Source organism: Enterobacter sp. SA197, from assembly GCF_054131575.1.
This window is the reverse complement of sequence record NZ_CP096393.1, coordinates 2355007-2380465: the sequence shown is the minus strand read 5'-3', so window position 1 is coordinate 2380465 and position 25459 is coordinate 2355007. Positions and strand designations below refer to the sequence as shown.

Annotated in this window: 22 protein-coding genes; 13 read left to right on the top strand and 9 right to left on the bottom strand. The window is 54.8% G+C overall.

Annotation, left to right across the window (positions count from 1 at the left end; translation table 11 throughout):
* The first annotated feature begins 63 nt into the window (after nt 1-63).
* Together fnr and uspE are read left to right on the top strand one after the other, a co-directional pair.
* Complete coding sequence (fnr, locus tag M1D91_RS11150; RefSeq protein ID WP_437432040.1) at nt 64-816, top strand: fumarate/nitrate reduction transcriptional regulator Fnr; 753 nt, start codon at nt 64-66, stop codon at nt 814-816.
* Nucleotides 817-959: 143 nt separating this feature from the next.
* Nucleotides 960-1910 (top strand): universal stress protein UspE, encoded by a 951-nt coding sequence (gene uspE / locus M1D91_RS11145; RefSeq protein ID WP_437432039.1) that lies wholly within the window; start codon nt 960-962, stop codon nt 1908-1910.
* A 16-nt stretch (nt 1911-1926) separates the two neighbouring features.
* Here the strand turns inward: uspE and M1D91_RS11140 are convergent, their stop codons facing one another.
* Nucleotides 1927-2844 carry a LysR family transcriptional regulator gene (locus tag M1D91_RS11140; protein WP_437432038.1) on the bottom strand — a complete coding sequence of 306 codons (918 nt, stop codon included), beginning with the start codon at nt 2842-2844 and terminating at the stop codon, nt 1927-1929.
* A 111-nt stretch (nt 2845-2955) separates the two neighbouring features.
* Here M1D91_RS11140 and M1D91_RS11135 point away from each other — a divergent pair, with 111 nt between their 5' ends.
* Nucleotides 2956-3411: a multidrug/biocide efflux PACE transporter gene (locus M1D91_RS11135; RefSeq protein ID WP_437432037.1), complete on the top strand. Its 456-nt coding sequence runs from the start codon at nt 2956-2958 to the stop codon at nt 3409-3411.
* 32 nt (nt 3412-3443) lie between these two features.
* Here the strand turns inward: M1D91_RS11135 and cybB are convergent, their stop codons facing one another.
* Complete coding sequence (gene cybB, locus M1D91_RS11130) at nt 3444-3974, bottom strand: cytochrome b561 (protein WP_437432036.1); 531 nt, start codon at nt 3972-3974, stop codon at nt 3444-3446.
* Between the two features lie 182 nt (nt 3975-4156).
* Between cybB and gap the strand changes: the two genes are divergently transcribed.
* From gap to M1D91_RS11115, 3 genes are all read left to right on the top strand, one after another.
* On the top strand, nt 4157-5158 hold the full coding sequence (gap, locus tag M1D91_RS11125) for a type I glyceraldehyde-3-phosphate dehydrogenase (RefSeq protein WP_437432035.1): 1002 nt from the start codon (nt 4157-4159) through the stop codon (nt 5156-5158).
* Between the two features lie 454 nt (nt 5159-5612).
* A complete protein-coding gene (locus tag M1D91_RS11120; protein WP_437432034.1) occupies nt 5613-6737 on the top strand; it encodes a hypothetical protein in 1125 nt (374 codons plus the stop codon).
* A gap of 135 nt (nt 6738-6872) precedes the next feature.
* Nucleotides 6873-7766, top strand: a complete 894-nt coding sequence (locus tag M1D91_RS11115) for an alpha/beta hydrolase (RefSeq protein ID WP_437432072.1) — start codon at nt 6873-6875, stop codon at nt 7764-7766.
* A 41-nt stretch (nt 7767-7807) separates the two neighbouring features.
* On the opposite strand, the gene aldA is transcribed toward M1D91_RS11115, so the two are convergent.
* Nucleotides 7808-9247: an aldehyde dehydrogenase gene (gene aldA, locus M1D91_RS11110; RefSeq protein WP_437432033.1), complete on the bottom strand. Its 1440-nt coding sequence runs from the start codon at nt 9245-9247 to the stop codon at nt 7808-7810.
* Between the two features lie 199 nt (nt 9248-9446).
* The gene (locus M1D91_RS11105) at nt 9447-10244 is read right to left on the bottom strand and encodes a YdcF family protein (RefSeq protein WP_437432032.1); all 798 of its coding nucleotides are present in this window, start codon (nt 10242-10244) and stop codon (nt 9447-9449) included.
* A gap of 226 nt (nt 10245-10470) precedes the next feature.
* Between M1D91_RS11105 and M1D91_RS11100 the strand changes: the two genes are divergently transcribed.
* The 4 genes from M1D91_RS11100 to M1D91_RS11085 are packed head-to-tail and all read left to right on the top strand — an operon-like array spanning nt 10471 to nt 15113.
* On the top strand, nt 10471-10902 hold the full coding sequence (locus M1D91_RS11100; protein ID WP_437432031.1) for a MarR family winged helix-turn-helix transcriptional regulator: 432 nt from the start codon (nt 10471-10473) through the stop codon (nt 10900-10902).
* Entirely contained in the window at nt 10902-12554 is a 1653-nt protein-coding gene (locus tag M1D91_RS11095; protein ID WP_437432030.1) for an MFS transporter, read from the top strand. Before M1D91_RS11100 ends, M1D91_RS11095 begins: the two co-directional genes overlap by 1 nt.
* A 28-nt stretch (nt 12555-12582) precedes the next feature.
* Nucleotides 12583-13665 (top strand): HlyD family secretion protein, encoded by a 1083-nt coding sequence (locus tag M1D91_RS11090; RefSeq protein ID WP_437432029.1) that lies wholly within the window; start codon nt 12583-12585, stop codon nt 13663-13665.
* Nucleotides 13662-15113 (top strand): efflux transporter outer membrane subunit, encoded by a 1452-nt coding sequence (locus tag M1D91_RS11085; RefSeq protein WP_437432028.1) that lies wholly within the window; start codon nt 13662-13664, stop codon nt 15111-15113. The genes M1D91_RS11090 and M1D91_RS11085 overlap by 4 nt, the downstream gene beginning before the upstream one ends.
* Before the next feature lie 61 nt (nt 15114-15174).
* Here the strand turns inward: M1D91_RS11085 and hrpA are convergent, their stop codons facing one another.
* Nucleotides 15175-19077: an ATP-dependent RNA helicase HrpA gene (hrpA, locus tag M1D91_RS11080; RefSeq protein ID WP_437432027.1), complete on the bottom strand. Its 3903-nt coding sequence runs from the start codon at nt 19075-19077 to the stop codon at nt 15175-15177.
* Nucleotides 19078-19278: 201 nt separating this feature from the next.
* Here hrpA and azoR point away from each other — a divergent pair, with 201 nt between their 5' ends.
* A complete protein-coding gene (gene azoR / locus M1D91_RS11075; protein WP_437432026.1) occupies nt 19279-19884 on the top strand; it encodes an FMN-dependent NADH-azoreductase in 606 nt (201 codons plus the stop codon).
* Nucleotides 19885-19979: 95 nt separating this feature from the next.
* On the opposite strand, the gene M1D91_RS11070 is transcribed toward azoR, so the two are convergent.
* Both M1D91_RS11070 and M1D91_RS11065 read right to left on the bottom strand, forming a co-directional pair.
* Nucleotides 19980-20156 carry a YnbE family lipoprotein gene (locus M1D91_RS11070; protein ID WP_437432025.1) on the bottom strand — a complete coding sequence of 59 codons (177 nt, stop codon included), beginning with the start codon at nt 20154-20156 and terminating at the stop codon, nt 19980-19982.
* Complete coding sequence (locus tag M1D91_RS11065) at nt 20153-22795, bottom strand: YdbH family protein (protein ID WP_437432024.1); 2643 nt, start codon at nt 22793-22795, stop codon at nt 20153-20155. Before M1D91_RS11065 ends, M1D91_RS11070 begins: the two co-directional genes overlap by 4 nt.
* A 209-nt stretch (nt 22796-23004) precedes the next feature.
* On the opposite strand from M1D91_RS11065, the gene M1D91_RS11060 reads away from it, so the two are divergent.
* Both M1D91_RS11060 and hslJ read left to right on the top strand, forming a co-directional pair.
* Entirely contained in the window at nt 23005-23994 is a 990-nt protein-coding gene (locus M1D91_RS11060; protein WP_437432023.1) for a 2-hydroxyacid dehydrogenase, read from the top strand.
* 111 nt (nt 23995-24105) lie between these two features.
* Nucleotides 24106-24534 (top strand): heat shock protein HslJ, encoded by a 429-nt coding sequence (gene hslJ / locus M1D91_RS11055; protein WP_437432022.1) that lies wholly within the window; start codon nt 24106-24108, stop codon nt 24532-24534.
* Here hslJ and M1D91_RS11050 read toward each other — a convergent pair.
* Together M1D91_RS11050 and M1D91_RS11045 are read right to left on the bottom strand one after the other, a co-directional pair.
* Entirely contained in the window at nt 24528-24794 is a 267-nt protein-coding gene (locus M1D91_RS11050; RefSeq protein WP_437432021.1) for a putative hemolysin, read from the bottom strand. The genes hslJ and M1D91_RS11050 overlap by 7 nt on opposite strands.
* Before the next feature lie 200 nt (nt 24795-24994).
* Nucleotides 24995-25213 (bottom strand): hypothetical protein, encoded by a 219-nt coding sequence (locus tag M1D91_RS11045; protein WP_437432020.1) that lies wholly within the window; start codon nt 25211-25213, stop codon nt 24995-24997.
* Nucleotides 25214-25459: the final 246 nt, after the last annotated feature.

Below are 25459 nucleotides of genomic sequence, written 5' to 3'. Positions count from 1 at the left end.
GCTTACGTACACCATAAAAAGGTGTTAAAATTGACCAAAATCAATTAAGGCTTGAGTAGACCTATGATCCCGGAAAAGCGAATTATACGACGCATTCAGTCAGGCGGATGTGCTATCCATTGCCAGGATTGCAGTATCAGCCAGCTTTGTATCCCTTTCACACTCAATGAGCACGAGCTGGATCAGCTTGACAACATCATTGAGCGTAAGAAACCGATCCAAAAAGGCCAGACGCTGTTCAAAGCGGGTGATGAACTGAAATCGCTGTACGCTATCCGTTCCGGCACGATCAAGAGTTACACTATTACAGAACAGGGTGATGAACAGATTACCGGCTTCCACCTTGCAGGCGATCTGGTGGGTTTTGATGCCATTGGCACCGGCCATCACCCGAGCTTTGCGCAGGCGCTCGAAACCTCTATGGTTTGTGAAATCCCCTTTGAAACCCTGGACGACTTATCCGGCAAAATGCCCAACCTGCGTCAACAGATGATGCGCCTGATGAGTGGCGAGATCAAAGGCGACCAGGACATGATTCTGCTGTTGTCGAAAAAGAATGCGGAAGAGCGTCTGGCGGCCTTCATTTACAACCTGTCACGTCGCTTTGCGCAGCGTGGATTTTCGCCGCGAGAGTTTCGTCTGACAATGACCCGTGGTGATATCGGTAACTATCTTGGCCTCACGGTGGAAACCATCAGCCGCCTGCTGGGCCGTTTCCAGAAAAGCGGAATGCTGGCCGTCAAAGGCAAATACATCACCATCGAAAACAGCGATATTCTGTCGCAGCTTGCAGGGCACTCCCGCAACGTAGCCTGATTTACCTCCCTTTTTATCCCTTTTGCCCGGTCGCTAAATTTTTCTGATTTATTGATCTGGCAAAAGGTTTCCTCTGTTTCATTCATTGCTTATGGGTTATCTTGTAATTACAGACTGTGGTGACAGATGTAAGGAGACCCTGTATGGCCAGATATCAAAATATGTTGGTCGCCATCGATCCTAATCAGGACGATCAGCCCGCACTGCGACGTGCCGTGTATTTGCATCAACGGATTGGTGGGCGCATAAAAGCCTTTTTGCCCATCTATGACTTCTCTTATGAAATGACCACCCTTCTGTCCCCTGACGAACGTACTGCCATGCGACAAGGTGTGATTAGCCAGCGTACGGCCTGGATCCGCGAGCAGGCCAGATATTATCTGGACAGCGGTATTCCTATTGATATTAAAGTGGTGTGGCACAATCGCCCGTTCGAGGCCATTATCCAGGAAGTGCTTGCCGGTGGGCATGATTTACTTCTGAAGATGACACACCAGCACGAGAAACTTGAGTCCGTCATCTTTACCCCTACCGACTGGCACCTTTTGCGCAAATGTCCATGTCCGGTCTGGATGGTTAAAGATCAGCCGTGGCCCGAGGCCGGTAAAGCAGTGGTAGCCGTCAATCTGGCAAGCGAGGAGCTTTACCACAACTCCCTGAATGAAAAACTGGTGAAGGAGACGCTGCAGCTGGCAGAACAGGTCAACCACACCGAGGTGCATCTGGTGGGCGCCTATCCGGTTACACCTATCAATATTGCCATTGAACTGCCGGAATTTGACCCCAGCGTTTACAACGATGCCATCCGAGGCCAACACCTGATTGCCATGAAAGCACTGCGTCAGAAATTCGGCATCGATGAAAAAATGACTCACGTAGAGAAAGGGCTGCCTGAAGAGGTGATCCCGGATCTTTCCGAACACTTACAGGCCGGTATTGTGGTGCTCGGCACCATTGGACGCACCGGCATTTCCGCGGCATTTCTTGGTAATACCGCAGAACAGGTTATCGACCATTTGCGCTGTGACCTGCTGGTCATCAAACCCGACGATTACCAGTCCCCTGTCGCACTGGATGACGACGAGGACGACTGACCGCCAGGCCTCCTCGCTATCGACGCCCGCTGCTGCGGGCGTTTTGTTCTCCGCGATGCGCGGAGTTCTCTCCCCACTGTTGCAGATAGTGACGCAGCCAGCTACCCGCGACGCCGGGGGGTGTGCGTTTGTTCCAGAGAAGATCTATCAGTATGCTTCGCGGCCAGCCTGGCACATTAAGCCGCGTCAGTTTTTTTGCCCCTGAAAACTCCTCCACCAGGGCACAGGGCAGTGCACACCAGCCAAAACCCTGCTCTGCCATACTGAGCAACATCAGATAGTTAGGTGCGGACCAGACCGGGCCTCTGGCTATCATGTTGTTGTGTTCAAGGTAGGTATTAAGTCGTAGCTCGCGCCAGCTGCGTAGCTGCTCTTCGAGCAGCATGCCTTCGTGCACCAGCGGGTGGTTATGCGCCACGTAAATGTCCATCTCACTTTGCATCGGCAGGCGCATGGAACCGATGTCGGTGGGATAGTCGGCCTGTGCCTCCGTCAGCCCCAGCTGCGCGCGCCCTTTTTGCAGCAGGTCGATGACGTCCTCATTTTCACCGATCAAACACTCAAACTCGGTATGCGGGTAGCGTTTATCAAATGCCCCGAGCAGGTCCGCAAGAATATCGGGATGAAGCGTGTCGGACAGGACAAAGGTCAGCCGGGTTTCCATATCACCCGCCAGCCAGACGGCCAGTTCGTCCAGCCTGTCGCTGGCGGCCAGAATCGCCTGAACATAGCTGAGCGCCCTTTCGCCTTCCGCTGTCAGCGTGGGATGACGCGATGAGCGATCAAACAGTGTTACCCCAAGATCTGCCTCCAGAGAGGCAATCGCCGTGCTGATAGTCGACTGGCTTTTACGCAGCTTACGGGCAGCTGCAGAGAAGGAGCCCGAGGCAACGGTTTCCACAAAGGCGGTGAGGGCTTCGGGGGAGTAACGCATGAAAGTATCGCTTTTATCGATGGGTAATAACTTTAATTTATCTCATTAAGCGATGAAAATCGCCTTTTTCCCGCTTTAGCAAATTGCAATGAGTAAAAAGAGGAGTTAACCATGCAAGAGCATGCCTTACAGCGTCGCGGTTTACCCGAGCGAGTTTTCCATGCGGTAAGTTTTGAAGTCATCGCCACCGCCATTTGTGCCCCGGCAAGCGCCTGGATAATGCAGCGTCCGGTGCTGGAAATGGGTGGGCTCACGCTGATACTGGCCACCGCCGCCATGATCTGGAACGTCATTTACAACGCCATCGTTGACCGCATCTGGCCTGTGCATCGGGTTGCCCGTACAGCACGTGTGCGCGTCTGGCATGCACTGGGGTTTGAGGGTGGATTTATCCTGATTGGGGTGACGCTCGTCTCGCTGGTACTCGGCATCGGTGTTGTGGCGGCGTTCTTACTGGAAATTGGATTTTTCCTTTTCTTCCTGCCCTATACGATGCTTTTTAACTGGTGTTATGACCTGCTGCGTGAACGCCTTGTTCAGCGCAAATTAACCCGTGCGACGGAGTAAAAAAAGCCTCGCGTGCGGCGAGGCTGATTCATTCAGTGATGCTTTTTAGGCATCATGCGTAATAGCGTATTGTCTTTAAAATAGTAATGGTGCGCGAGGGCGGCCAGCGCGTGCAGGCCAATAACGTAATACCCAAGCATCGCCAGCGTAACGTGGTACGTTTTGAGCGTATCCACCAGATCAAAATCAGCTTCTGCGGCATGCGGCATCGGGATGCCAAAGGCAATCCAGTTTCCCCCCCGGTTATACATCATCACCATGCCGATTAGCGGCAACGCGATAAAGAGCAGATAAATCACCAGGTGCCCGAGATGCGCCATGCCGGTCATCATGGGTGACGGTTTCGGTATAACAGGCGGCGTGGTGGATTTCAGGCGCACCAGCAACCGTGCCACCATCAGGACCAGAATCGTGATGCCACAGGAGACGTGGACAATATTGAAATACGGGCGGTAACTGCGCGGAGCGTACCCGCGAAACTCCATAGCGCAATAGGTCACAATGACCAGCAGAAAAACCAGCCAGTGTATGGCTATTTGAAGCCCGGAATATTTACTGCGCATTAGATAATCCTGAAATGTCTGCGAAAACCTCAACATACCTGGCTTTCCTTAAAAATTCATTAACTTTTCTTTATCCATTTTCAAGCGCTTAGCCGGTGGTGAAATGCATTCATTTGCTGATGTGTTCAACCCAGGCTATGCCTGGTGAAGTGCAAAAAACCGTTCCTGACAGGAGTAGCATAATGAGTAAAATTGGCATTAACGGATTTGGGCGTATCGGCCGTCTGGTGTTACGTCGCTTACTGGAAACCGGCAGTGATGCCGATGTCGTGGCAATCAACGACCTGACCTCCCCAAAAGTGCTGGCCTACCTGCTGAAGTATGATTCGAACTATGGCCCTTTTAAATGGAGTGTGGATTTCACCGAAGACGCCCTGATTGTCGACGGCAAAAGCATCAGGGTTTATGCCGAAAAAGAGGCGAAGCACATCCCCTGGGGGACCGCAGGCGCCGAAATCATTGTTGAATGCACCGGGTTTTATACCTCTGCTGAGAAATCGCAGGGCCACCTGGATGCCGGCGCTAAAAAAGTGCTGATTTCGGCCCCGGCCGGCGACATGAAAACCGTGGTTTTCAACGTCAATGACGACACCATCGACGCGCAGGACACCATCATCTCGGTGGCATCCTGTACCACTAACTGCCTTGCGCCTATGGCCAAAGCCCTGCATGACAGTTTCGGTATTAACGTGGGCACCATGACCACCATCCATGCCTATACCGGTACACAGGCGCTGGTGGATGGCCCGCGCGGTAAGGATTTGCGCGCGTCACGGGCGGCGGCAGAAAACATCATTCCTCACACTACCGGTGCAGCAAAAGCCATTGGGCTGGTTATTCCGCAACTGAGCGGCAAATTAAAAGGCCATGCGCAACGCGTGCCGGTCAAAACCGGCTCCGTGACCGAACTGGTTTCCATTCTGAATAAAAAAGTCACCGTCGATGAGGTGAACCAGGCGCTAAAAAAAGCCACGGAGCACAATGAATCTTTTGGTTATACCGATGAGGAAATTGTCTCTTCCGATGTCATTGGCAGCCATTTCGGCTCTCTCTTCGACGCCACGCAAACGGAAATCACTGAGGTGGGCGATCTGCAACTGGTGAAAACTGTCTCCTGGTACGATAACGAATATGGTTTTGTGACCCAACTGGTTCGCGTACTTGAGAAATACCGCACGCTGTAATTCTCTGCGGGTGGCTTGTCCACCCGCTATTTCAGCCTGCGCTCGCGAGATTGTCATAATAAGAGACTGGCATAGCCTTGCGGAATAAATAAAAACGGCAAACATCGCCTCACCGGGTCATTACCTGACAATAAAAGCCGCCACAGTGAAGTAACTTCCCTTTCGCACCCCGTCTGACCTTGCATAATATTAACTGTTGATAAATAGTGTCTTTACTTCGTAGCAGCCAGGTTGTACTTCACGCTGCGGGTATCCATTCCGGAAGATCTAATATCCTCCTGACCGACAGGTTTCCTCGCTATTTTACTCAACACACTCTGGAGGAAAGGATGCGATCATGCAGCACTCGTTTTTATCTGTCCCTGTATGTTTTACGCTATGGATGAGTCAAACTTTTGCCGTAGCCATAGACTGTAATTTAGCAGGAGCTACCGTTAGCGTAGGGGGAACCTATATGATCCCAAATATAGACATCACGATGCCCCGGGCGCCAGCAAGCGGATATACGTTAGTGTTTAATGTTGACGGGTCAAAGATCGGTAACGGCGTCAAAGCCGGTTGTAATAAAGCCATCCAACTGCGTTATTCATTACTGGATGCAGGCGCAGCGCTTATTACCGGTTACAACTACTCAGGCCAAATCAATGATATATACCCTACCTCTTCTGACGGAATGGGAATGTCATTTAACGAAGCGACAACGGGCGGCAAAATGCGCTTTCAGGCCTGGCCCTCCTCACACTATATGCAGACGATACTCGCCGCTACGCCTGGTTACCTCTCTACCTTCCCGATACTCGTACATATGCGTTTGTGGTCGACGCCTGACTTTATTCATCCTGGGGGACCGGTAACCTATACCGGCCCTACGTTTGTTGCCTTTATTACCCCTGCTGGCGGCGGCGATACCATCAGCGACTGCCCTGCCGGTAGTGAAAGAATGCCCGGAGATAATGACAAAACCTGCGTGATTTTTAAGCGCCAGGTGGTTATTTCTGCCAGGCTCAGGCTCGGCACCTGCGATCTCGACCAACAAAACAAAATTGTCTATCTCGGCTCACATGATGGCTCAGCCGGACAACACTCGCCCTGGAAAGATGCCAGTTTTAAACTCAGTTGCCCTCCTGGTTATGGATACGGTGCGATGCACAGTGGCGCCACAGGCCCGTACGATCTCTCCGGCGGCTATCAATCCTTTGCCGGGCTGAGAAACAAACCTGTCACTCTGCAGATTAACCCATTAAATCCCCCCATCGCGACGGTACCCGGCACGATGGAACTTGATGCAATCCCCGGCAGCGCGTCAGGGTATGGCATTCAACTGGCGTGGGGAGAGAGCACCAGCCAGAGCGAACCGCCGTTAAAGCCCGTCAATTTCAGCGCACGCGTGAAAGCAAGTGAGCTTAACAGCAACTTTTACCAGGCTGACTACACCGGCAGACTGCCGGGTAACCGTGCCCTGCCCGTTGGCGCGGATAGCACCATCAGGCTGTCAGCACGCTATGTTCGCCTTCCCGCAACGCCGCTACTGGCAGGTAAAGCGAACGGCAAAGTTGAAATTCTTGCCAGCTACGAGTGACCCTTGACGGGTAGCCTGCCTGCCCGTTATTACTACTTTCTCCACACTTTCCCGCCAGCGCCTATGCTATAAACCACTGTTTCAATTTTGTGGAGATTTGCAGTGAAATCAATAAGTGAGCCGGAACTCATCACTATGATGGAGGCCGCCGTGGCGAATTCGCTCTCCTTTTCCGTCTGGCCCGATGGAGAGGCACCGGGCGCCGCCACCAGCCTCGTCTCCTTTCGGCTGGAGGAAAATCATACCGGCCCGTCAGATTTTGACCGCTCTGTCACCGGCGTTCGCGCCCCCCATATCACCGTTTACGCACCAAAAGAGCCTAATGGCGTCGGTATCCTGGTGACTCCGGGCGGCTCTTATCGCCGGGTGGTGCTGGACAAAGAAGGTAGCGCGCTGGCTCCGTTTTTTAATGCCAGGGGATATACGCTGTTTGTCATGACCTATCGCCTGCCGGGGGACGGACATGCTGAGGGTGCCAATGCGCCTTTGGCCGATCTGCAACGGGCAATCCGCACGTTAAAGGCGCGGGCCCCGGAGTGGCACCTCGATCCAGCGCGCATAGGCGTGATGGGATTCTCAGCCGGAGGCCATGCCGCAGCCAGTCTCGGCACGCGGTTTAACGAGTCCGTTTACCCTGCGAAAGATGACACTGACGCCCTCTGCGCCCGCCCCGCCTTCATGGCGCTGGTCTACCCGGTGATCACCATGCATAACGCTATCGATCATCCCGGCTCGCGCCATGAACTGATTGGTGATACACCAACGGAGCAGCAGATTATGCACTATTCACTCGAAGAGCGGGTGGATGAAGAGACGCCGCCGACCTTTTTACTCCATGCGGTTGATGACCCGGCGGTGAAAGTGGAAAACAGCGTGGTGATGTTCACCGCCCTGCGCAAGCGTGGCATACCCGTTGAGATGCATCTTTTTGAGCAGGGTGCGCACGGTTTTGGTATCCGTGATGCCCAGGGGTTGCCCGCCGCCCTCTGGCCGACACTGATGATGAACTGGATTGCGACGAAGGTATAAGGGGAGTGCCGCCACCCTGACAGGATGGCGGCGGAAGAAAATTATACCTGCAGATAGACCATCTGGGTTTGCAGATACTCTTCCAGGCCATGTTTACCGTCGGCCCCGCCTATACCTGACTTACGCCAGCCCGCATGGAAGCCCTGCATGGCTTCAAAGTTCTCACGGTTGATGTAGGTTTCACCGAATTTAAGCCCTTTAATGGCCTTCATGGCGGTGTTCAGGTTTTGCGTGTAGACAGAGGAGGTGAGCCCGTAGTCGCTGTCATTCGCCATTGCCAGCGCCTCTTCAAGCGTGTCAAACGCGACCACCGGCAAAACCGGACCGAAGGTCTCTTCGTGCATGATGGACATCTCCTGGCGTACATCTAACAGGAGTGTGGGCGGGTAGAAATAACCTTTGCCTTCCACCGCCTTGCCGCCAAGCGCCACGCGTGCACCTTCCTCTACCGCACGCGCCACTTTGGCTTCCACACGCTCAAGGGCCGCCGCGTTAATCAGCGGCCCCATAGCAATATCATTGCGCTCTGCCGGGTCGCCAAACTGTACGGCCTTCATGGCTTCGCCGAGACGGTTAACAAAGCGGTCGTAGATCCCTTTTTGCACATAGACGCGCTCAGCACAGTTACAGACCTGCCCGGTATTGATCACCCGCGAATCGACAATTGCTTTCACTGCCAGTTCCAGATCGGCGTCATCAAGGACGATAGCAGGCGCTTTGCCGCCCAGCTCCAGACAGACTTTGGTAATGTTTTTTGCCGCAGCAGCCATGATTTTCTCACCGGCAACCACGCTACCCGTCATGCTCACCATCGCCACTTTCGGGTTGCCGGCAAGCTCCTGCCCAACGGTTTCACCACGCCCCAGCACCAGATTGAACACCCCTTTCGGCAGCCCGATTTCATGCACTATCTGGGCGAAGGCAATGGCGTTATTGGGAGTGAATTCACTGGGTTTAATCACAATGGTGTTACCCGTAAGTAGCGCTGGCGCGAGCTTGCGGGCAATCAGAAAGAACGGGAAGTTCCACGGCAAGATCCCGGTCGTTACCCCGAGCGGTCGTTTAAATACAAAGATATTTTCGCCAGGGCGGTCGCTTTGCAGAATCTCACCCTCATAACGGCGAGCCCACTCGGACATATAGTCGATGTAGTCGGCGGTGAAGTTCACTTCAACCTCTGCCAGCTGCTGAATTTTGCCGCCTTCAGCCACAATCAGGGCGCTGATTTCGCCTGCTCTGGCGCGAATACCCGCAGCTATCTTGCGCAACCAGCCAGCACGTTCGATAGCCGGCAACGCCTCCCACGCAGGCTGCGCTTTATCAGCGGCGTCAATCGCGCGACGGGCATCTTCTGCCGTGCCGTCAGGAATGCGCGACAGCAATGCTTCTGTCGACGGATTGGTAACGTCAATCCAGGCGTCGCCCTGCCAGGTAACAAATTGACCATCGATATACATCGGGTGCTGTACGGGTGCTGTCATGAACTGCTCCTGTAATAACATTGTTTTTAACAAGTAAATTCGTTGTTAAAAATTTACAAGCGTTCAGGGTATTTCCCAGGGTGACAGCAGGAATTTGTGAGTCAAATCATAAAAGAAAGGCATTCTGGCAACAGAAAGATAACATTGCCTGCCAGCCACCTGCCCGTTTGCGTTTGTCATAGCGCAAACGGGCATGGCCTTAACGCAGCGCGCGGGGAGTGATAACTGACTGCAAAACCTCATCGTCGCGCATCAGTTGCCAGGCGGCTTCGATGTGGTCAGGTACATCAACATGCACAATGAAATCCTGCCCGTTCGGGCCGTAGCCCTGTGCGTCATCACGCAGGCGTGGCACTTCGCCAAGGAGTAAGGAGAGATAGCGTTCTGTCGGCCATAACCCACTTGTGAAAGGAGTAAATGTTAATCCCTTATCGGATTGCGTCAGCTGGGGCGTAAACCCTGGATAACTCAGCCAGTGAGGGGCGCTGGCGACACCCTGACTCGCACGGGCAAAGGTCGCCATAGTCCGGCGCTGCATGGTCGGATCCTGCATGACCAAGACGCTGGCGAGGTTCAAACCGTGCGAGCAGATAAGATCGATGCTGAAACGTGCGTTTTCCCCGCAGTGCGATGACCTGTCTTCGATGAGAATGTTGCGGGCGGGGACAGACCAGTACTGACGGGCAATCTCGGCCAGAATCGTCGCTTCGGCTTTCCCCGTGGTCTGGATTGTGTTGTACCTGGGATGGCTTGCCACGGCATGGTAAAGAAAAGTGGTGGAGTGACCGATGCCTCCGCTGATAATCAGCGGGATATTATGGCGTGAGGCGATATCACAGGCGGCATCAATGACCGGGATCACCGCATTGCCAGCGAGGATCACCGCCTCTGCATGCACCGGTTCTGGCTTGCCCTCAAATGCATTCTGCGCAAGCCACTGACCCAGGGTGTTGGCGGCGTTAAGCGTCTTTTCGGATAACGCAAGGAAGTTCATCATAGGCAGCGGTCTCCTTGTTTTAAGCAAGCTCACAGCATAGTTAAGCCCTACTACATCGTAAAGTGGCAGAAAATGCCCTGCTGACCGGCTTATGCCGAGGACTCCTCCTCAAAACGCTTATCTGACATGCCTGTTCTGCCAAACGACGCGCCTTCTTCCCGACTTGTATTATTCCGCAGCCTGACGCTAAACTCGTTAGAGCTCTAACTAATTATCAGAATAATGAATGGATAATCGTGAACTCACCTTTTCTCATCTGCTCTATTTAACCGCGCACCACTGGCGGCTGGCGGTCGACCGTCGCCTGAAAGGGTTGGGAATGAGTCAGGCCAGCTGGGTCGCGGTGTCGGCCATTGCCCGTCACGACACGCCGCTATCGCAGAGCGAGCTGGCCTGTGAGCTTGGCGTCGAAAATGCCACTCTGGTGCCATTGCTTAATCGTCTGGTCGAACAACAGCTTGTTGAGCGCGTACTGACCGCGCAGGACAAACGTAAACGTCTGCTGGTGGCAACCGGGCAAGGCATGGCGTTGTACCATCAGGTCAAAACCGTTGCGGACACGCTGCGGGAAGAAATACTCTCCGTCATTACCCCCCAGGAGCAGGCAGACACACGTCGGGTTCTTGAAAAGCTTCTGCGCGAGGTCGAGAAGAAGTAATGCGCCTGCCGAAAAGCGATCCCTACGCGCCGCGTGAATGGGCACCCCATGAGAAACCGATGCTGCTGGGGTCCCCCTCTACGCCTTTTCACAGTACCCCCCGCCGTATCGCGTACGGCATCGTTGGCCTGCTGGTCTGTATGACCGGCGCGCTCGGAAACGCGATGGTCACCGCGAACCTGCAAAATCTGCAGGGCACCTTCGCCGCCTGGTCTACGGAAATTGCCTGGCTACCGGCGGTTTATGTGATGACCAACGTTTCCATTAATTTATTGTTGGTTAAATTCCGCCAGCAGTTTGGCCTGCGGGCGTTTACCGAAGGATTTCTGGTGCTTTATGTGCTGGTGACCTTTTTCCACCTGTTTGTGAACGATCTGAGCTCGGCCATACTGGTTCGCGCGGCGCATGGCATGGTGGCCGCCGCGCTCAGTTCGCTGGGGATTTATTATCAGATTCAGGCGTGGCCGGCACGACATCGCCTCAAAGCGCTGACCATCGGGATAACGGGGTCATCGCTGGCTATCCCCATCGCCCGCCTCTTCTCCACCGAGTTATTGCAGATGGACGAGTGGCGCGGCCTTTACTTCTTTGAACTTGGGCTGGCCCTCATCTCCCTCGCCTGCGTGGTGTTACTGAAATTACCGCCAGGGGATCGTAAAAAAGTGTTTGAGAAAAAAGACTTTATTACCTTCTTTTTACTGGCCCCCGGCATGGCGCTTCTGTGTGCGGTGCTCTCATTCGGTCGGCTTTACTGGTGGTTTGAAGCCCTGTGGATTGGCTGGTCGCTGGCACTGGCTGTCGTGCTTATCGTGAGCGCAATGGTGTTTGAGCACAACCGGAGTAACCCTTTGCTGAACACCCGCTGGTTGTCCAGCGGCAGCATTTTGCGCCTGGGGCTTATCATGCTGCTTATCCGCATTGTGCTTGCGGAGCAAAACACTGGCGTGTACGGCTGGCTACAGTACGTTGGTTTGCAGAATGAACAGATGAGCCATCTGGCCTGGTCTATCCTGGCGGGCATCGTCTCAGGAATCATCGCCAGCTGTCTGACGATTAAACCCCAGCGGCTGGCCTGGCCCATTGTCACCGCCCTGATGCTGATGATCGTGGCTTCCCTGATGGACAGCCACTCCACCAGTCTCACCCGCCCCGATCAGCTAATGATAAGCCAGTTCCTGCTGGGCTTTGGCAGCGCCTTCTTCCTTGCGCCAGCGATGCTGGCAGGCATTGGCGGCGTGGTTGCCGATCCCCGCAACCTGGTGAGTTTTTCGGTGCTATTTGGGATGAGCCAGAATATTGGCGGCCTGTTAGGTTCGGCCATTCTCGGAACCTTCCAGACCTGGCGGGAGAAATACCACTCGGCACTGCTGGCCGAACAGCTGACCACACTGGATCCCGCTGTCACTGAACGATTGCAGGCCTATACCCAGCTCTACCAGCACATGACTGGCGACACGGCGCTGCTCGCTACCCAGGCGGTCCTTCAGTTGCAAAGTGTCAGCACACTGGAAGCGAATATTCTGGCTTACAACGATACTTACCTTTTAACCGCCTCGGTGGCCGCCGCCACCCTGGTATGGATCCTCTGGCGATTGCTGCGTTTACGCATTACCGCACGCATCGCTCTGCGTCGGGCAACAGGAACGAAGTAACACGCGTGACATTTTTACTGGAGCAAATATGAGTCAGCAGGACGCCGCTAAAGAGCGGGCCACTACCCGCAGTAACCTGCGCATTGTGTCGATTTTTGCCGCGGCCGCGATCGGTATCGTCGGGGTTCTGGTCATTCTTTTCGCCTGGCAGTTGCCGCCCTTTACCCGTCACACCCAGTTTACCGATAACGCCTATGTGCGCGGGCTGACGACCTTTATCAGTCCTCAGGTCAACGGCTATATCACTGAGGTGCCGGTGCAGGATTTTGCCCAGGTAAAGAAAGGCGATCTGATCATGCAGATTGATGACCGGATCTATCGTCAGAAAGTGCACCAGGCGCAGGCACAGCTGGCGATGAAAGTCGCGGCGCTCAATAACAATATTCAGCAGCGCAAAAGCGCAGAGGCCGTAATTAAGCGTAATGAGGCGGCTCTGGCGAGCGCCAGAGCGCTGAGTCAGCAGTCGCAGGCAGATTTAAAACGAGTGAAAGCGCTGGCGTCTGACGGCTCTCTCTCGGTGCGTGAACGAGATGCCGCGCTGGCGACCGCCGCGCAGGGGAGCGCCAGCATCGCCCAGGCGCAGGCGACCCTGGAGATGTCAAAACAGGATTTGCAAACCGTTATTGTGAACCGTGCGTCGTTACAGGCCGATGTGCAAAGCGCGAAGGCGGCGCTGGAACTGGCGGAGATAGACTTACAAAATACGCGCATCCTCGCCCCGCGTGACGGCCAGTTGGGGCAGATTAGCGTCCGGCTTGGGGCGTATGTTTCCGCCGGGACTCACCTGACCTCACTGGTGCCCGCGCAACATTGGGTCATCGCGAATATTAAAGAGACGCAGTTGGCGAATCTGCGCATTGGTCAGCCGGTGCGCTTTACCGTCGATGCGCTCGATGGCAAAGCATTCCAGGGACGCGTACAAAGCATTTCGCCAGCAACCGGTGTGGAGTTCAGTGCCATCACACCGGACAACGCGACCGGCAACTTCGTTAAAATCGCCCAGCGCATTCCGGTGCGTATTGAGGTGGAGGGGAAAGCGGAGGACATTGCCCGTCTGCGGCCGGGGATGTCAGTGCAGGTTAATATTGACACCCGGGAGACCCGGCCATGATCTTTCGCCCCACTCTCATCGCCCTGTGTCTGGCGCTGTCGGGTTGTCAGTCGGTTAACGTTAAACCTGCCACACCCTCATTACAGATCCCAGCCGCCTGGCGCTCGGCCTCCGGGCCGACCGGCAGTGTGGATAAAGCCTGGTGGCACCGTTTTAATGACCCCGCGCTGAATGCCCGGGTGGATCAGGCGCTAAGTGCCAACAGCGATGTTCTCATCGCCCGTGAGCGTGTCAATGAGTATCAGGCCCGGGTCTACGGCGCAGAAGGCAGCCTGCTCCCGTCGCTGGATGCCGGGCTAAACGCAACGCGCGCCCGCTCGTCCTCTGCTGCCACGGGTCTTCCGGTGTACAGTTCACTCTATAAGGGCAGCCTGACGGCCAGCTATGACGTGGATATCTGGGGGGTAAACCGCAGCAGCGCCGACGCCGCGCGGGCCTCGTTAGCTGCGCAAAAAGCGGCTGCCGCTGCCGCTGATCTCACCGTGGCCTCATCCGTTGCCTCAGGATACATCACGCTGTTGTCGCTGGACGATCGGTTAAAAGTGACGCAATCAACGCTCCAGGCACGGGAAGAGGCTCTCAAACTGGCGCGGCGGCAGTTTGAGACGGGATACAGTTCCCGCCTTGAACTGATGCAATCGGATTCCGAAGTGCGTGCCACCCGCGCCCAGATCCCAGGGTTACGTCATCAGATTAGCCAACAGGAAAATGCGCTGAGTCTGCTGCTGGGGGCCAATCCGGGTGCGATTACCCGCACGGGAGGGCTGGATACGCTCACACCGCTTACGCTGCCGGCTTCGCTGCCCTCCTCACTGCTTAATCGCCGCCCCGATATTACCCAGGCAGAACAGCAACTGATCGCCGCCGACGCGACACTCTCCTCTGCCCGCGCCAGTCTGTTACCGTCGCTCAATCTCACCGCAACGGGCAATATCCAGGATCGCACCCTGCCGGGTTTGCTCGACAACCCCCTGCAGCTATGGAGCATTGGCGGCAGCATACTTGCGCCGTTGCTTAATCGTCAGGCGCTGAACGCGCAGGTTGACGTGACAACGTCACAACGTAACCAGGCGCTCTATTCTTATGAGAAAACGGTCAGAAACGCCTTCAAAGAGGTGAATGACAGTCTGGACGCTATCATCCGTTTGCAGGAGCAACTCGATGAACTGCAGGCGCAGGTCGGGGTGGCTCAGGAGACGTTGCGCATCGCACAAAAGCGCTACCGTAATGGTTACTCCTCCTATATTGATGAACTGGATGCCCGCCGCACGCTCTTCTCGGCACAACTGAGCGTGGTGGAAGTGAAGCGCAATCTGTTACTGGCGCAAATCGATTTGTATAAAGCGCTGGGAGGCGGCTGGTCAGCGTCCGGCCAGAGAACGAGAGACAAGGAAGATGCTGATAACCCCCTGAGGGGAAAACTTACCCGCAAAGAGGACGTCCATTAACCACTGCTGCAAATAGAATACTCTGCCGGGCGGCTCACGCTGCTCCGCCCGGCAGAACGTCTCAGGCAGTGATCTGCTCCATCGCCTGCATGACGCGCTTATCGGATACCGGGAAGGGCGTGCCCAGCTGCTGGGCAAAAAGGCTGACGCGCAGCTCTTCAATCATCCAGCGAACCGCTTTCACATCGTCATCGTCACGTCGCGCCGGTGGCAGTTTATGTAACCACTGCTGCCAGGCCTGCTGCACCTGCTCCACCCTCAACATCTGTGCTCTGTCGCGATGGGGGTCGACCGCCATTTTTTCCAGACGTTTTTCAATGGCCTGTAAATAGCGCAGCGTGTCATCGAGACGACGGAAACCGTTGCCGGTGACGAAGCCACAGTAAACCAGCCCTGCCATTTGCGCTTTAATGTCTGACAGCCCCAGTGCCATCGTCATGTCCACGCGCCCTTTCAGCCGTTTATTAATGTTGAACACCGCCGTCAGGATCTGCTCGACCTGTTTTGCAATCTCAACCACGGTTTCGTTCAGTTCGGCACGCACTTTTTCATGCAGCGCGGTAAAAGCTTCTTCCGTCCATACCGGACCGCCTGCGTCACTGATGAGCTTATCGACACCGCAGGAGATACAGTCATCGATAAGATCCAGCACCTTGCCATAGGGGTTAAAGTAGAGTCCCAGCTTGGCTTTGTTGGGCAGCTTCTCATGCAGATATTTCACCGGCGAAGGAATATTGAGCAGCAGTAAACGGCGTAACCCCCGCCACATCGCCTGCTGCTGCTCAAGCGGATTATCAAATAATTTAATGGCGACACTGTCGCGCTCATCCACCAGCGCAGGCCAGGCCTTAACCTTATAATTGCCCCGCTTCTGTTCGTAACTCTCTGCCAGGGTGCCAAAGCTCCAGATATGCAGCCCGCTCTGTTCAATGCCATCATCGGCTACCGCCGAGAGCGTTTCCTGAACTTTGCCTTTCAGCGCCTCTTTCAGTGCGGTCAGATCGCGACCTTCCTGAAGTTTCCTGTTCTTGTCATCCACCACGCGAAACGACATTTTCAGGTGATCGGGCACCTGATCCCAGTGCCACTCTTCACGGTCAATGGTATTGCCGGTCATGCGCCGCAGTTCGCGTTCGAGTGAATCGAGCAGCGGCAGTTCAAGGGGTGTCACGCGTCCTAAAAAGGCTTCGGCATAGTTTGGCGCAGGAACAAAGTTTCGCCGCACCGGTTTAGGCAGCGATTTGATTAACGCGATAACCAGCTCACGGCGCAGCCCAGGAATTTGCCACTCAAACCCGGTGTCTTCCACCTGGTTGAGCAGCGGCAACGGAATATGGACCGTCACGCCGTCTGCGTCAGTACCCGGCTCAAACTGGTAGCTCAGGCGCAGCTTGAGATTGCCCTGATGCCAGAAGTTCGGGTAGTCCAGTTTGCTTATCTTCTCTGCGCCCTCTTTGATGAGCATGCTCTTTTCAAAGTTGAGCAGATCGGGCGTCTCGCGACTGACGGTTTTCCACCAGCTGTCGAAATGCCGGGCAGAAATAACGTCGTGACTGATGCGCTGGTCGTAAAACTCAAACAGCGTCTCATCGTCAACCAGAATGTCGCGACGGCGGGATTTATGCTCCAGCTCTTCCACTTCCGCCCGCAGCTTGAGGTTGTCACGGAAGAAGGCGTGACGCGTCTGCCAGTCACCCTCCACCAGCGCATGGCGGATAAACAACTCGCGGCACAGCGCCGGATCGATCTGGCTGTAGTTCACGCTGCGGGCAGCCACTATCGGCAGACCATACACCGTGACTTTTTCCGTCGCCATCACCGCCCCCTGCGAGCGTTCCCAGTGGGGTTCACTGTAGGAGCGTTTGATCAGGTGTTGCGCCACCGGCTCGACCCATTCCGGGTCGATACGGGCGGCGATGCGCCCCCACAGACGGCTGGTTTCCACCAGTTCCGCAACAATTGCCCATTTTGGCGGCTTTTTGAACAACCCGGACCCTGGAAAAATGGAGAATCGGGCGTTGCGTGCGCCGGTAAACTCCTGCTTGTCAGTGTCTTTCATCCCGATATGCGACAGCAGTCCGGTCAGCAGAGAGATATGAATTTCACGGTACTGCGCAGGTTCGCTGTTCACCGGGATACCCAACTCTTTTACGACCTGGCGTAACTGGGTGTAAATATCCTGCCATTCGCGCACCCGCAGATAGTTCAGATAGTCCACGCGACACTGGCGACGGAACGCATTTGAGGAGAGCGCTTTTTGCTGTTCGCCGAGATAATTCCACAGGTTAACAAAGGCCAGGAAGTCCGACTCTTTATCATGGAAGCGGCGGTGCTTCTCATCGGACGCCTGCTGTTTATCCATCGGTCGTTCACGCGGGTCCTGAATCGAGAGCGCGGAAGTGATGATCATCGCTTCACGCACGCAGCCGTGTTTCTGCGCTTCCAGTACCATCCGCGCCAGACGCGGATCGACCGGCAGCTGGCTCAGCTGACGGCCCTGAGTCGTCAGTTTATATGCCGTGTGCTGTTCATCGGTGGTGATTGCGCCCAACTCTTCGAGCAGACGCACCCCATCCTGAATGTTGCGTTTATCCGGCGCCTCGACGAAGGGAAAGGCGCCAATATCGCCCAAATCCAGTGCGGTCATCTGCAGGATAACCGAGGCCAGGTTGGTACGCAGAATTTCCGGGTCGGTAAATTCCGGGCGCGAGAGGAAATCATCTTCGGAGTAGAGACGAATACAGATCCCTTCAGAAACACGACCACAGCGCCCTTTACGCTGGTTGGCCGAGGCCTGAGAAACCGGCTCAATCGGCAGTCGCTGCACTTTAGTGCGGTAGCTGTAGCGACTGATACGCGCGGTCCCGGGATCAATGACATATTTAATGCCCGGCACCGTCAGGGAGGTTTCGGCGACGTTGGTCGCCAGCACAATGCGCCGCCCGCTGTGGGACTGGAACACGCGGTTCTGCTCGCTGTTCGAGAGACGCGCATACAGTGGCAGCACTTCGGTGTGGCGCAAATTTAGTTTGTTCAGCGCATCTGCGGTATCGCGAATTTCACGCTCGCCGCTCATGAAAATCAGGATGTCACCCGGCGCTTCGCGGCCGAGTTCGTCGACCGCATCAAAAATGGCCTGCAGCTGGTCGCGCTCGGTATCCTCTGCCTCTTCAACAATCGGGCGATACCGCACCTCTACCGGATACGTCCGGCCAGAGACTTCAATAATCGGGGCGTTATTAAAATGCGTTGAGAAACGTTCCGGGTCGATGGTCGCTGAGGTAATAATGATTTTCAGGTCCGGGCGGCGCGGCAGGAGTTCTTTCAGGTAGCCGAGCAGGAAATCAATGTTCAGGCTACGCTCGTGCGCTTCATCAATAATGATGGTGTCGTACTGCATCAGCAGCCTGTCCTGCTGAATTTCTGCCAGCAGAATACCGTCGGTCATCAGCTTGACCAGCGTGTTGTCACCGACGTGATCGCTAAAGCGCACTTTATAACCAATACAGCCGCCCGGCTCCGTTTGCAGCTCTTCCGCAATACGGTTAGCCACAGTGCGCGCCGCCAGACGACGCGGCTGAGTATGACCAATCAGCCCTCTGACCCCGCGCCCGAGCTCCATACAGATTTTTGGCAACTGGGTGGTCTTACCGGAGCCGGTTTCACCCGCAACGATCACGACCTGATTATCGCGAACCGCCTCAAGAATCGCCTGTTTTTTCTGACTTACCGGCAGGTTTTCGGGGTAGGTAATCGCAGGACGCGACGCTTCGCGTAGCTGCACCTTTTGCGCCGCTTCGCCCATCTCGCGCATCATCGTCTGGAAAACAGCCTGTTGTGATTCAGGATTTTTAACCTTCTTCACCCCGTGCAGACGGCGGGCGAAGCGCTGCCTGTCACGCAGCATCAGCAGTTCAAGCTGACGATGAAGATCGGTGAGGGCCAGTTTCTGTTGTTCTGTCATAATCTTATCGGGCAGAGCACTGCCGGAAAACTTCTCTTAATTGGATTGGGCGTAGAATAGCACAACGCATTGTTGCATTTCTTGTTCAAGAAATTCGAACAGAGGATTCGATATATTGCGCTATTCATCCCGCAGTTTTGTGAATAGAGTGTCACCTGAAAAACGGGGCATTGCCCCTTCTCTAATAATAAGGATACACCCATGAGCAAAGTATTAGTTCTTAAATCCAGTATTCTGGCAGGGTACTCGCAGTCTGGTCAGTTGGCTGACTATTTTGTTGATCAGTGGAAAGCAGCACACCCCGAAGATGCGATCACCGTTCGTGATCTTGCCGCTAATCCGGTTCCGGTGCTGGATGGCGAACTGGTAGGGGCACTGCGTCCTTCCGATGCGCCGTTGACGCCACGTCAGCAGGAAGCGCTGGCGCTCTCCGATGAACTGATTGCCGAGCTGAATGCCCATGACGTTATTGTCATCAACGCCCCGATGTACAACTTCAACATCCCGACGCAGTTGAAAAACTACTTCGATCTGGTAGCACGCGCTGGCGTGACCTTCCGCTATACCGAGAAAGGACCTGAAGGTCTGGTGACCGGCAAGCGTGTCGTTATCGTCTCCAGCCGTGGTGGCATTCATAAAGATACCCCAAGCGACCTGGTTGCACCTTACCTGAAACTCTTCCTCGGCTTCATTGGCATTACTGACGTGAACTTCGTGTTCGCAGAAGGCATTGCATATGGCCCGGAAGTAGCGACTAAGGCTCACTCAGACGCCAAAGCCGCCATCGACAGCCTGGTGGCTGCGTAAGATTTTCCCCTTCCGTTTCGGCGGAAGGGTGTTCCGCTTTTACCTCCTCCTGTTGGGGAGGGTGCCAACCGCAACGTTAACCCACCTTTTCCCCATCAGCGATTCTGTTTTTCCAGCAGCGCTTCCACCTCTTTGTCTGCTTTGATATGGATATCGTGCTCAATTTTCACATTCATATTAATGGTGATAGGCTCTTTTGAGGCCGCGACCTCAATGCGCGGCGTGCAGGCCGCCAGCGTCATGGCCATCAGTATCACTGGCAGCGTTTTCATTGGTTTTCCTCACACACTTTTCCGTTCGCACAGGAGACCCCTGGCAATGTCGTGTTCTGCTTTAGCAGTGACTGCAGGTTGTCACCAAACCGTAAACTGCGCCACAAGGCAAAGACATTCTCTTCATGGTTATAGTTCAGATTCACCCTATTACGCTTGCCATCGACGACGCTGGTGCCGCTGATGGCCGCCTGCATCTTCATCAAACCCTGACTGTCCAGGTCGAGCTTTGTCCACGACCGCGATATTTCCATATAACGCAGCCAGTTGATGACGGAGCCCGCGGCTACGTTATCTCTCTGTAGCGCATCAACGGTATCTTTATCCACACGCAGCGTCATTGGTCCGGGGTTGTTTAACCAGCCATCTTTAATGATCCACGCATGATTATTGTCCAGCCATAATGGCAGTGCGCCGTCAAAGCGACCGGACATGGTGAACTGTTTTGGATTGATGGCGCTGATGAGCTCGCTTGACGACATATTCTGTAGCCGCAGTAGGGCCGGATCGTGCTGGGGCAGACGCAGCTGACGCATTGTCATTTTCCCTCCCAGTACCTCCAGGCTGACATCGCTCAGTTGCAGTGGATGTGCATCATCCCAGGGGTAGCTACCCTGTAAGTCTGCACGAATGTTCTTCGCGATGACCTGATTGACCACTTCGCCAATTCGCAGAGAAACCGGTCCTCGGGTACCGAGCTGCCATGTCCCTTCGTGATAGCGGAACGGCAGGACAAAATCGACGCCGGAAATCTGATTATCCGGCATCCATACGCTGCCGCCGCGCAATACGCCATGACCACCCGCGTCAAAGCCTTGCCCCGCTGCGGCGGAAAAAGCCACCTGCGCATAAAGCTCGCCGTCCAGCAGATTCATTTTCATCTCAGGAGGCACCAGCGGCTGGAAGACGGTCAGAGACTGGCGAGGCCACCATGCCTGCCCACGTAAACGTACCCCATCCCAGCGCCCGTTTACCCGAACCGGACCAATACTGTCGGCATGCAGATCGCCTTTAAACTGGAACAGCGTCGGCTCGCTGCCCGTGACGCTAAACGTCAGGGTTGATGGGGGTAATACGCTACCGCCGCTGAAGGTCGTCGGCCCTGCATCGAGCGTCAGTGCGCCACCAAAGAAGGGATGCTCATCATCACGAAGCCAGCGTACCGGCTCATGGAGCTTGAGTCGGGGGGTGGTGATACGCATGGTGCCGTAGTGCAGTTGATCGAAACCGGTAGAGAGCTCGCGAAGTTCGATGGTTTTATCACGCCACTCCCCGCGCCCGGCAACATCCCAGCGCGCGTCCATCGGCGTAAAGTGCCCGTCTCCCCAATAGCGCCACTGCCACAGGCCGGCATCGGGTAAAAAGTCCTGAGCGCGGCCATCAAGATGCAGGGTAAAATCCCCCATGCTGTTTTCATGAGCGCGTAAAATCGCCTGCAGTCTGCCGTCGACGCCGCGTCGGGTAACTTTTACCCCCGCCAGCGGCCAGCGGATTTCGTCAATGTTCAGATTATCGATGACGCGGCCGCGGGAGCGTAGCAGTGCGCCGGGGGTAAATGCCAGTTGTGGTTCGCTTATGCCGCCGGTAAGGGTGGCGGGCAGTACGGCGTAAAAGATCATCTCGCCCTGTTTGGCCTCGCCGGTCAGCTGTAGGGGCATTTCACTATTCAGCCTGCCAGGACGCCCCGGCCCGAAGGTCAGTACCGCGTTACCTTTACCCGCATCGCCCTGGGTAAGCACGTTTAAACGGCCGCTTACCAGCGCATTCTGCAGCCCTTTTTGCCAGTCGTCGATGCGTAAGCCGACGCGCCCACTGAGCGGAAATCCCTGATAAGGCCAGTTCCAGCGCCCGTCGCTGATGGTTAACCGCCCTGCGGTGGCCTGCCAGGGCAGGTCAAGGATCGGGTCCGGGTTGTCCCGTGCCATCACAACCAGTTGTCCTTCGTTATCACGCCATTCAATGTCAGCATCTACCAGCCCCGGCGCGGTGGGCAGCGTCAGGGTCGTTTGTGCATGTCCGTTAACCGGAACCCCTTGCGGCACCAGGGGTAAGGTAAACTGCCCGCCCAGGGTAACGGGCGGTTGGTTATCCAGCAGGCTCAATTGCATTTGATCAATCGTCAGTACCTGACCGCGCAGGTTAGCGCTAACCGTAATCCGTTTGCCCCGGTAGTGAATGGCCTGATGCGCTTCAGACAGGGCCAGCGACACACCTCCCTCCCACTCCTGCCAGGGCGAAATCGTCATTCGATGAATATTCACCCAGGATTTGGGCAGCATAGATTGCCACTGGGCGAGCGTCCTGGGTGCCGCAGGTGACGATGCCGTTTCGGGAAGCTTATTCAGGCAGGTGGTATTGAGATCCAGCGAAGCAATATCCAGTTGCCACCTGCTCGGGTGCGTCAGCGCTGCCCCTTTTATCAACGCCAGGGGACAATCGTCGATGAGATAACTCAGATCGGGAATATGGAGCGCATGGCGTGTGAAACGCGGGCTCTCCTCCATCGAGATACGCGTCCCGGACGGCAGCCAGATGCCCGCAAGCGTAGGCACCCAGTATGCGAGCGTGAGCAGCAGCGTCAGGGGCAGCAGTATAAAGAGCAGTATCAGCGCGAGTGCGGCTTTGTATTTACCCTTCATGGGCAGTTAATATCCTGATTTTGCATGTGATTCAGCCGTTCCTGGTCATTATTGTTGCATGTTTGGTCTGACAAAAAAAGTTGCCGCCCGCTTTAAGCGTAGATGGTTTAAAATGAACTATATGTCTCTGTTTATAAAATATTTTTTAGAATTTACTTCAATATTTGATTCATGCTAATGTGGATATAAACCCTGATGGAGAAAGTCTTATGAAACTCGCGGTATACAGCACAAAGCAATACGATAAAAAGTATTTGCAGCACGTGAATGATAAGTTTGGCTATGATCTTGAATTTTTCGACTTTCTGCTCACTGAGAAAACAGCCAAAACCGCTATTGGTTGTGACGGGGTCTGCATCTTCGTCAATGATGACGGCAGCCGACCCGTGCTCGAAGAGTTGAAAAAACATGGCGTGAAATTCATCGCGTTGCGCTGTGCGGGTTTTAATAACGTTGACCTGGACGCGGCAAAAGAGCTGGGCCTGCAGGTGGTGCGAGTTCCAGCATACTCCCCTGAGGCCGTTGCAGAACATGCCGTAGGTATGATGATGGCATTGAACCGTCGTATTCATCGCGCCTATCAGCGTACCCGTGATGCTAACTTCTCTCTGGAGGGGCTCACCGGTTTTACGATGTACGGCAAAACGGCGGGCGTGATTGGCACGGGCAAAATTGGCGTAGCGGCTCTGCGCATCCTGAAGGGCTTTGGCATGCGCCTGCTGGCGTTCGATCCTTATCCAGCCGCAGCGGCACTTGAACTGGGTGTGGAATATGTTGACCTGAAAACCCTGTTTTCTGAGTCAGACGTTATTTCCCTGCACTGCCCGCTAACGACTGAAAACTATCATTTACTGAACCAGACGGCATTTGATCAGATGAAAGATGGCGTCATGATCATCAATACCAGTCGTGGTGGGCTTGTTGATTCTCAGGCGGCCATTGAAGCACTGAAACACCAGAAAATTGGCGCGCTGGGGATGGACGTTTACGAGAACGAGCGCGATCTCTTCTTTGAAGATAAATCCAACGATGTCATCCAGGACGATATCTTCCGCCGTTTGTCAGCTTGTCACAACGTGCTCTTTACCGGTCATCAGGCCTTCCTCACGGCGGAGGCGTTGATTAGCATTTCCGCGACAACACTTGAGAATCTGCGCCAGCTGGAGCGCGGTGAAGCCTGCCCCAACGCCCTCTTTTAATCGCCTAATTCCCCTCTTTGGAGGGGAATGCTTTTAAGAAAATCTCCGATGACAACCGCGCCTCGCCTGTTAAAATCCCGCCGATATATCAGGAAAGCCTTTGAGGAATAAATGAATAAATTGATTACCCTGGTGGCATTGAGCGTGTTGCTGACCGGATGTGTGCGCAGCGGCGCCAATGATGTGTCGGTAAAGGCCGAACAGTTGGTCAATCACCGCTTTGTGCTGGAAACGGCAAACGGGCAGGCGGTTGAACCCGGTGAGCAGCCGGCAGACATTCATTTCGATGGAGAAATGAAAATCTCTGGCGGCATGTGTAACCGCTTTACCGGACAGGGCAAACTCTCAGAAGGAAAGCTGACGGTGAAGAACATGGCGATGACGCGCATGATGTGTACAGACGCACAGCGCAACGCGCTGGATAACGTCCTCGCCACGATGCTCAATACCGGCGCGCAGGTCGATTTAACTGACAGTCAGCTGACGCTGACCACCGCCGATCAGACACTCATCTATAAGCAGACGGAACCGGCTCAGTAACTCCCGCACGTTCCTGCGGCAAGCGACTGTTCGCTGCAACGTTTGCCGTTAGGTAGCGCACACATTCCCACCGCAGTGCCATCAAGCTGACGTGCGACAGATAACGCCCCGCCAATCATCGCGCAGTTGGCTTCTCCCCCGCTGGACATAGCCGCTTTCAGACCCGGCGAGACGTGCGCCGCCGTTGCCTGTTGAACCGGCTCATTGCTGCATGCAGACAGTAACAGTGCAGCACATCCCACCCAAAACGCTGAACGCATTTCTCATCCCCCTGTGAATTTGCAAAACCTAAGCATCATAGGCAGTGCAGGACGGCACGTCGAGAGTCGCAACGCACCTTTATGCGCTTTCGCAACATTTTGATGCGATTTTTTTGCACGCTGTCAGCGCCGGAAGGTATGTAAAGGAATCGGAAGGGGATAGATCGACCAGGCACGCCCACGCGGCGTTTTGCTGCCGCTTACGCGAGTTTATGTTCTGCTATTCCTTGCTGGAGTTCTTCAATAATCGCTTTGTCTTCGGTTAACGCATGCTCTTGTTCAATGACGACGTTAACCAGCTCCTCGATCGCCGCCGCCGCAGTTAAAACCAGTTTTTTGTCCACGACGCAGGCTTCGCGCTCGTCTTCCACCACTCTCTTCAGATGTTCGGCATACGCCTGATAGGTTTTGATTGGCATTGTCCCTTTCCACGGCTGACTGGATTTAAATTTTTTTAGTAATTGCACTTAAGATAAGTCAATTCAGCAACGTTAGCGGCAGATGCACTTGTTTTTTCAGACGATTACCTAAACCTGCGCGCTGACACCCACTCCGGATACAGTAGGGGCAAGTCGTTGCGCCAGACACGACGGGAGTGCTACTAACGGGAAAATGCGCCATCGCCATCTGTTGTATTTTTCTTACAGCGCTGTTGCCGGTGGCTA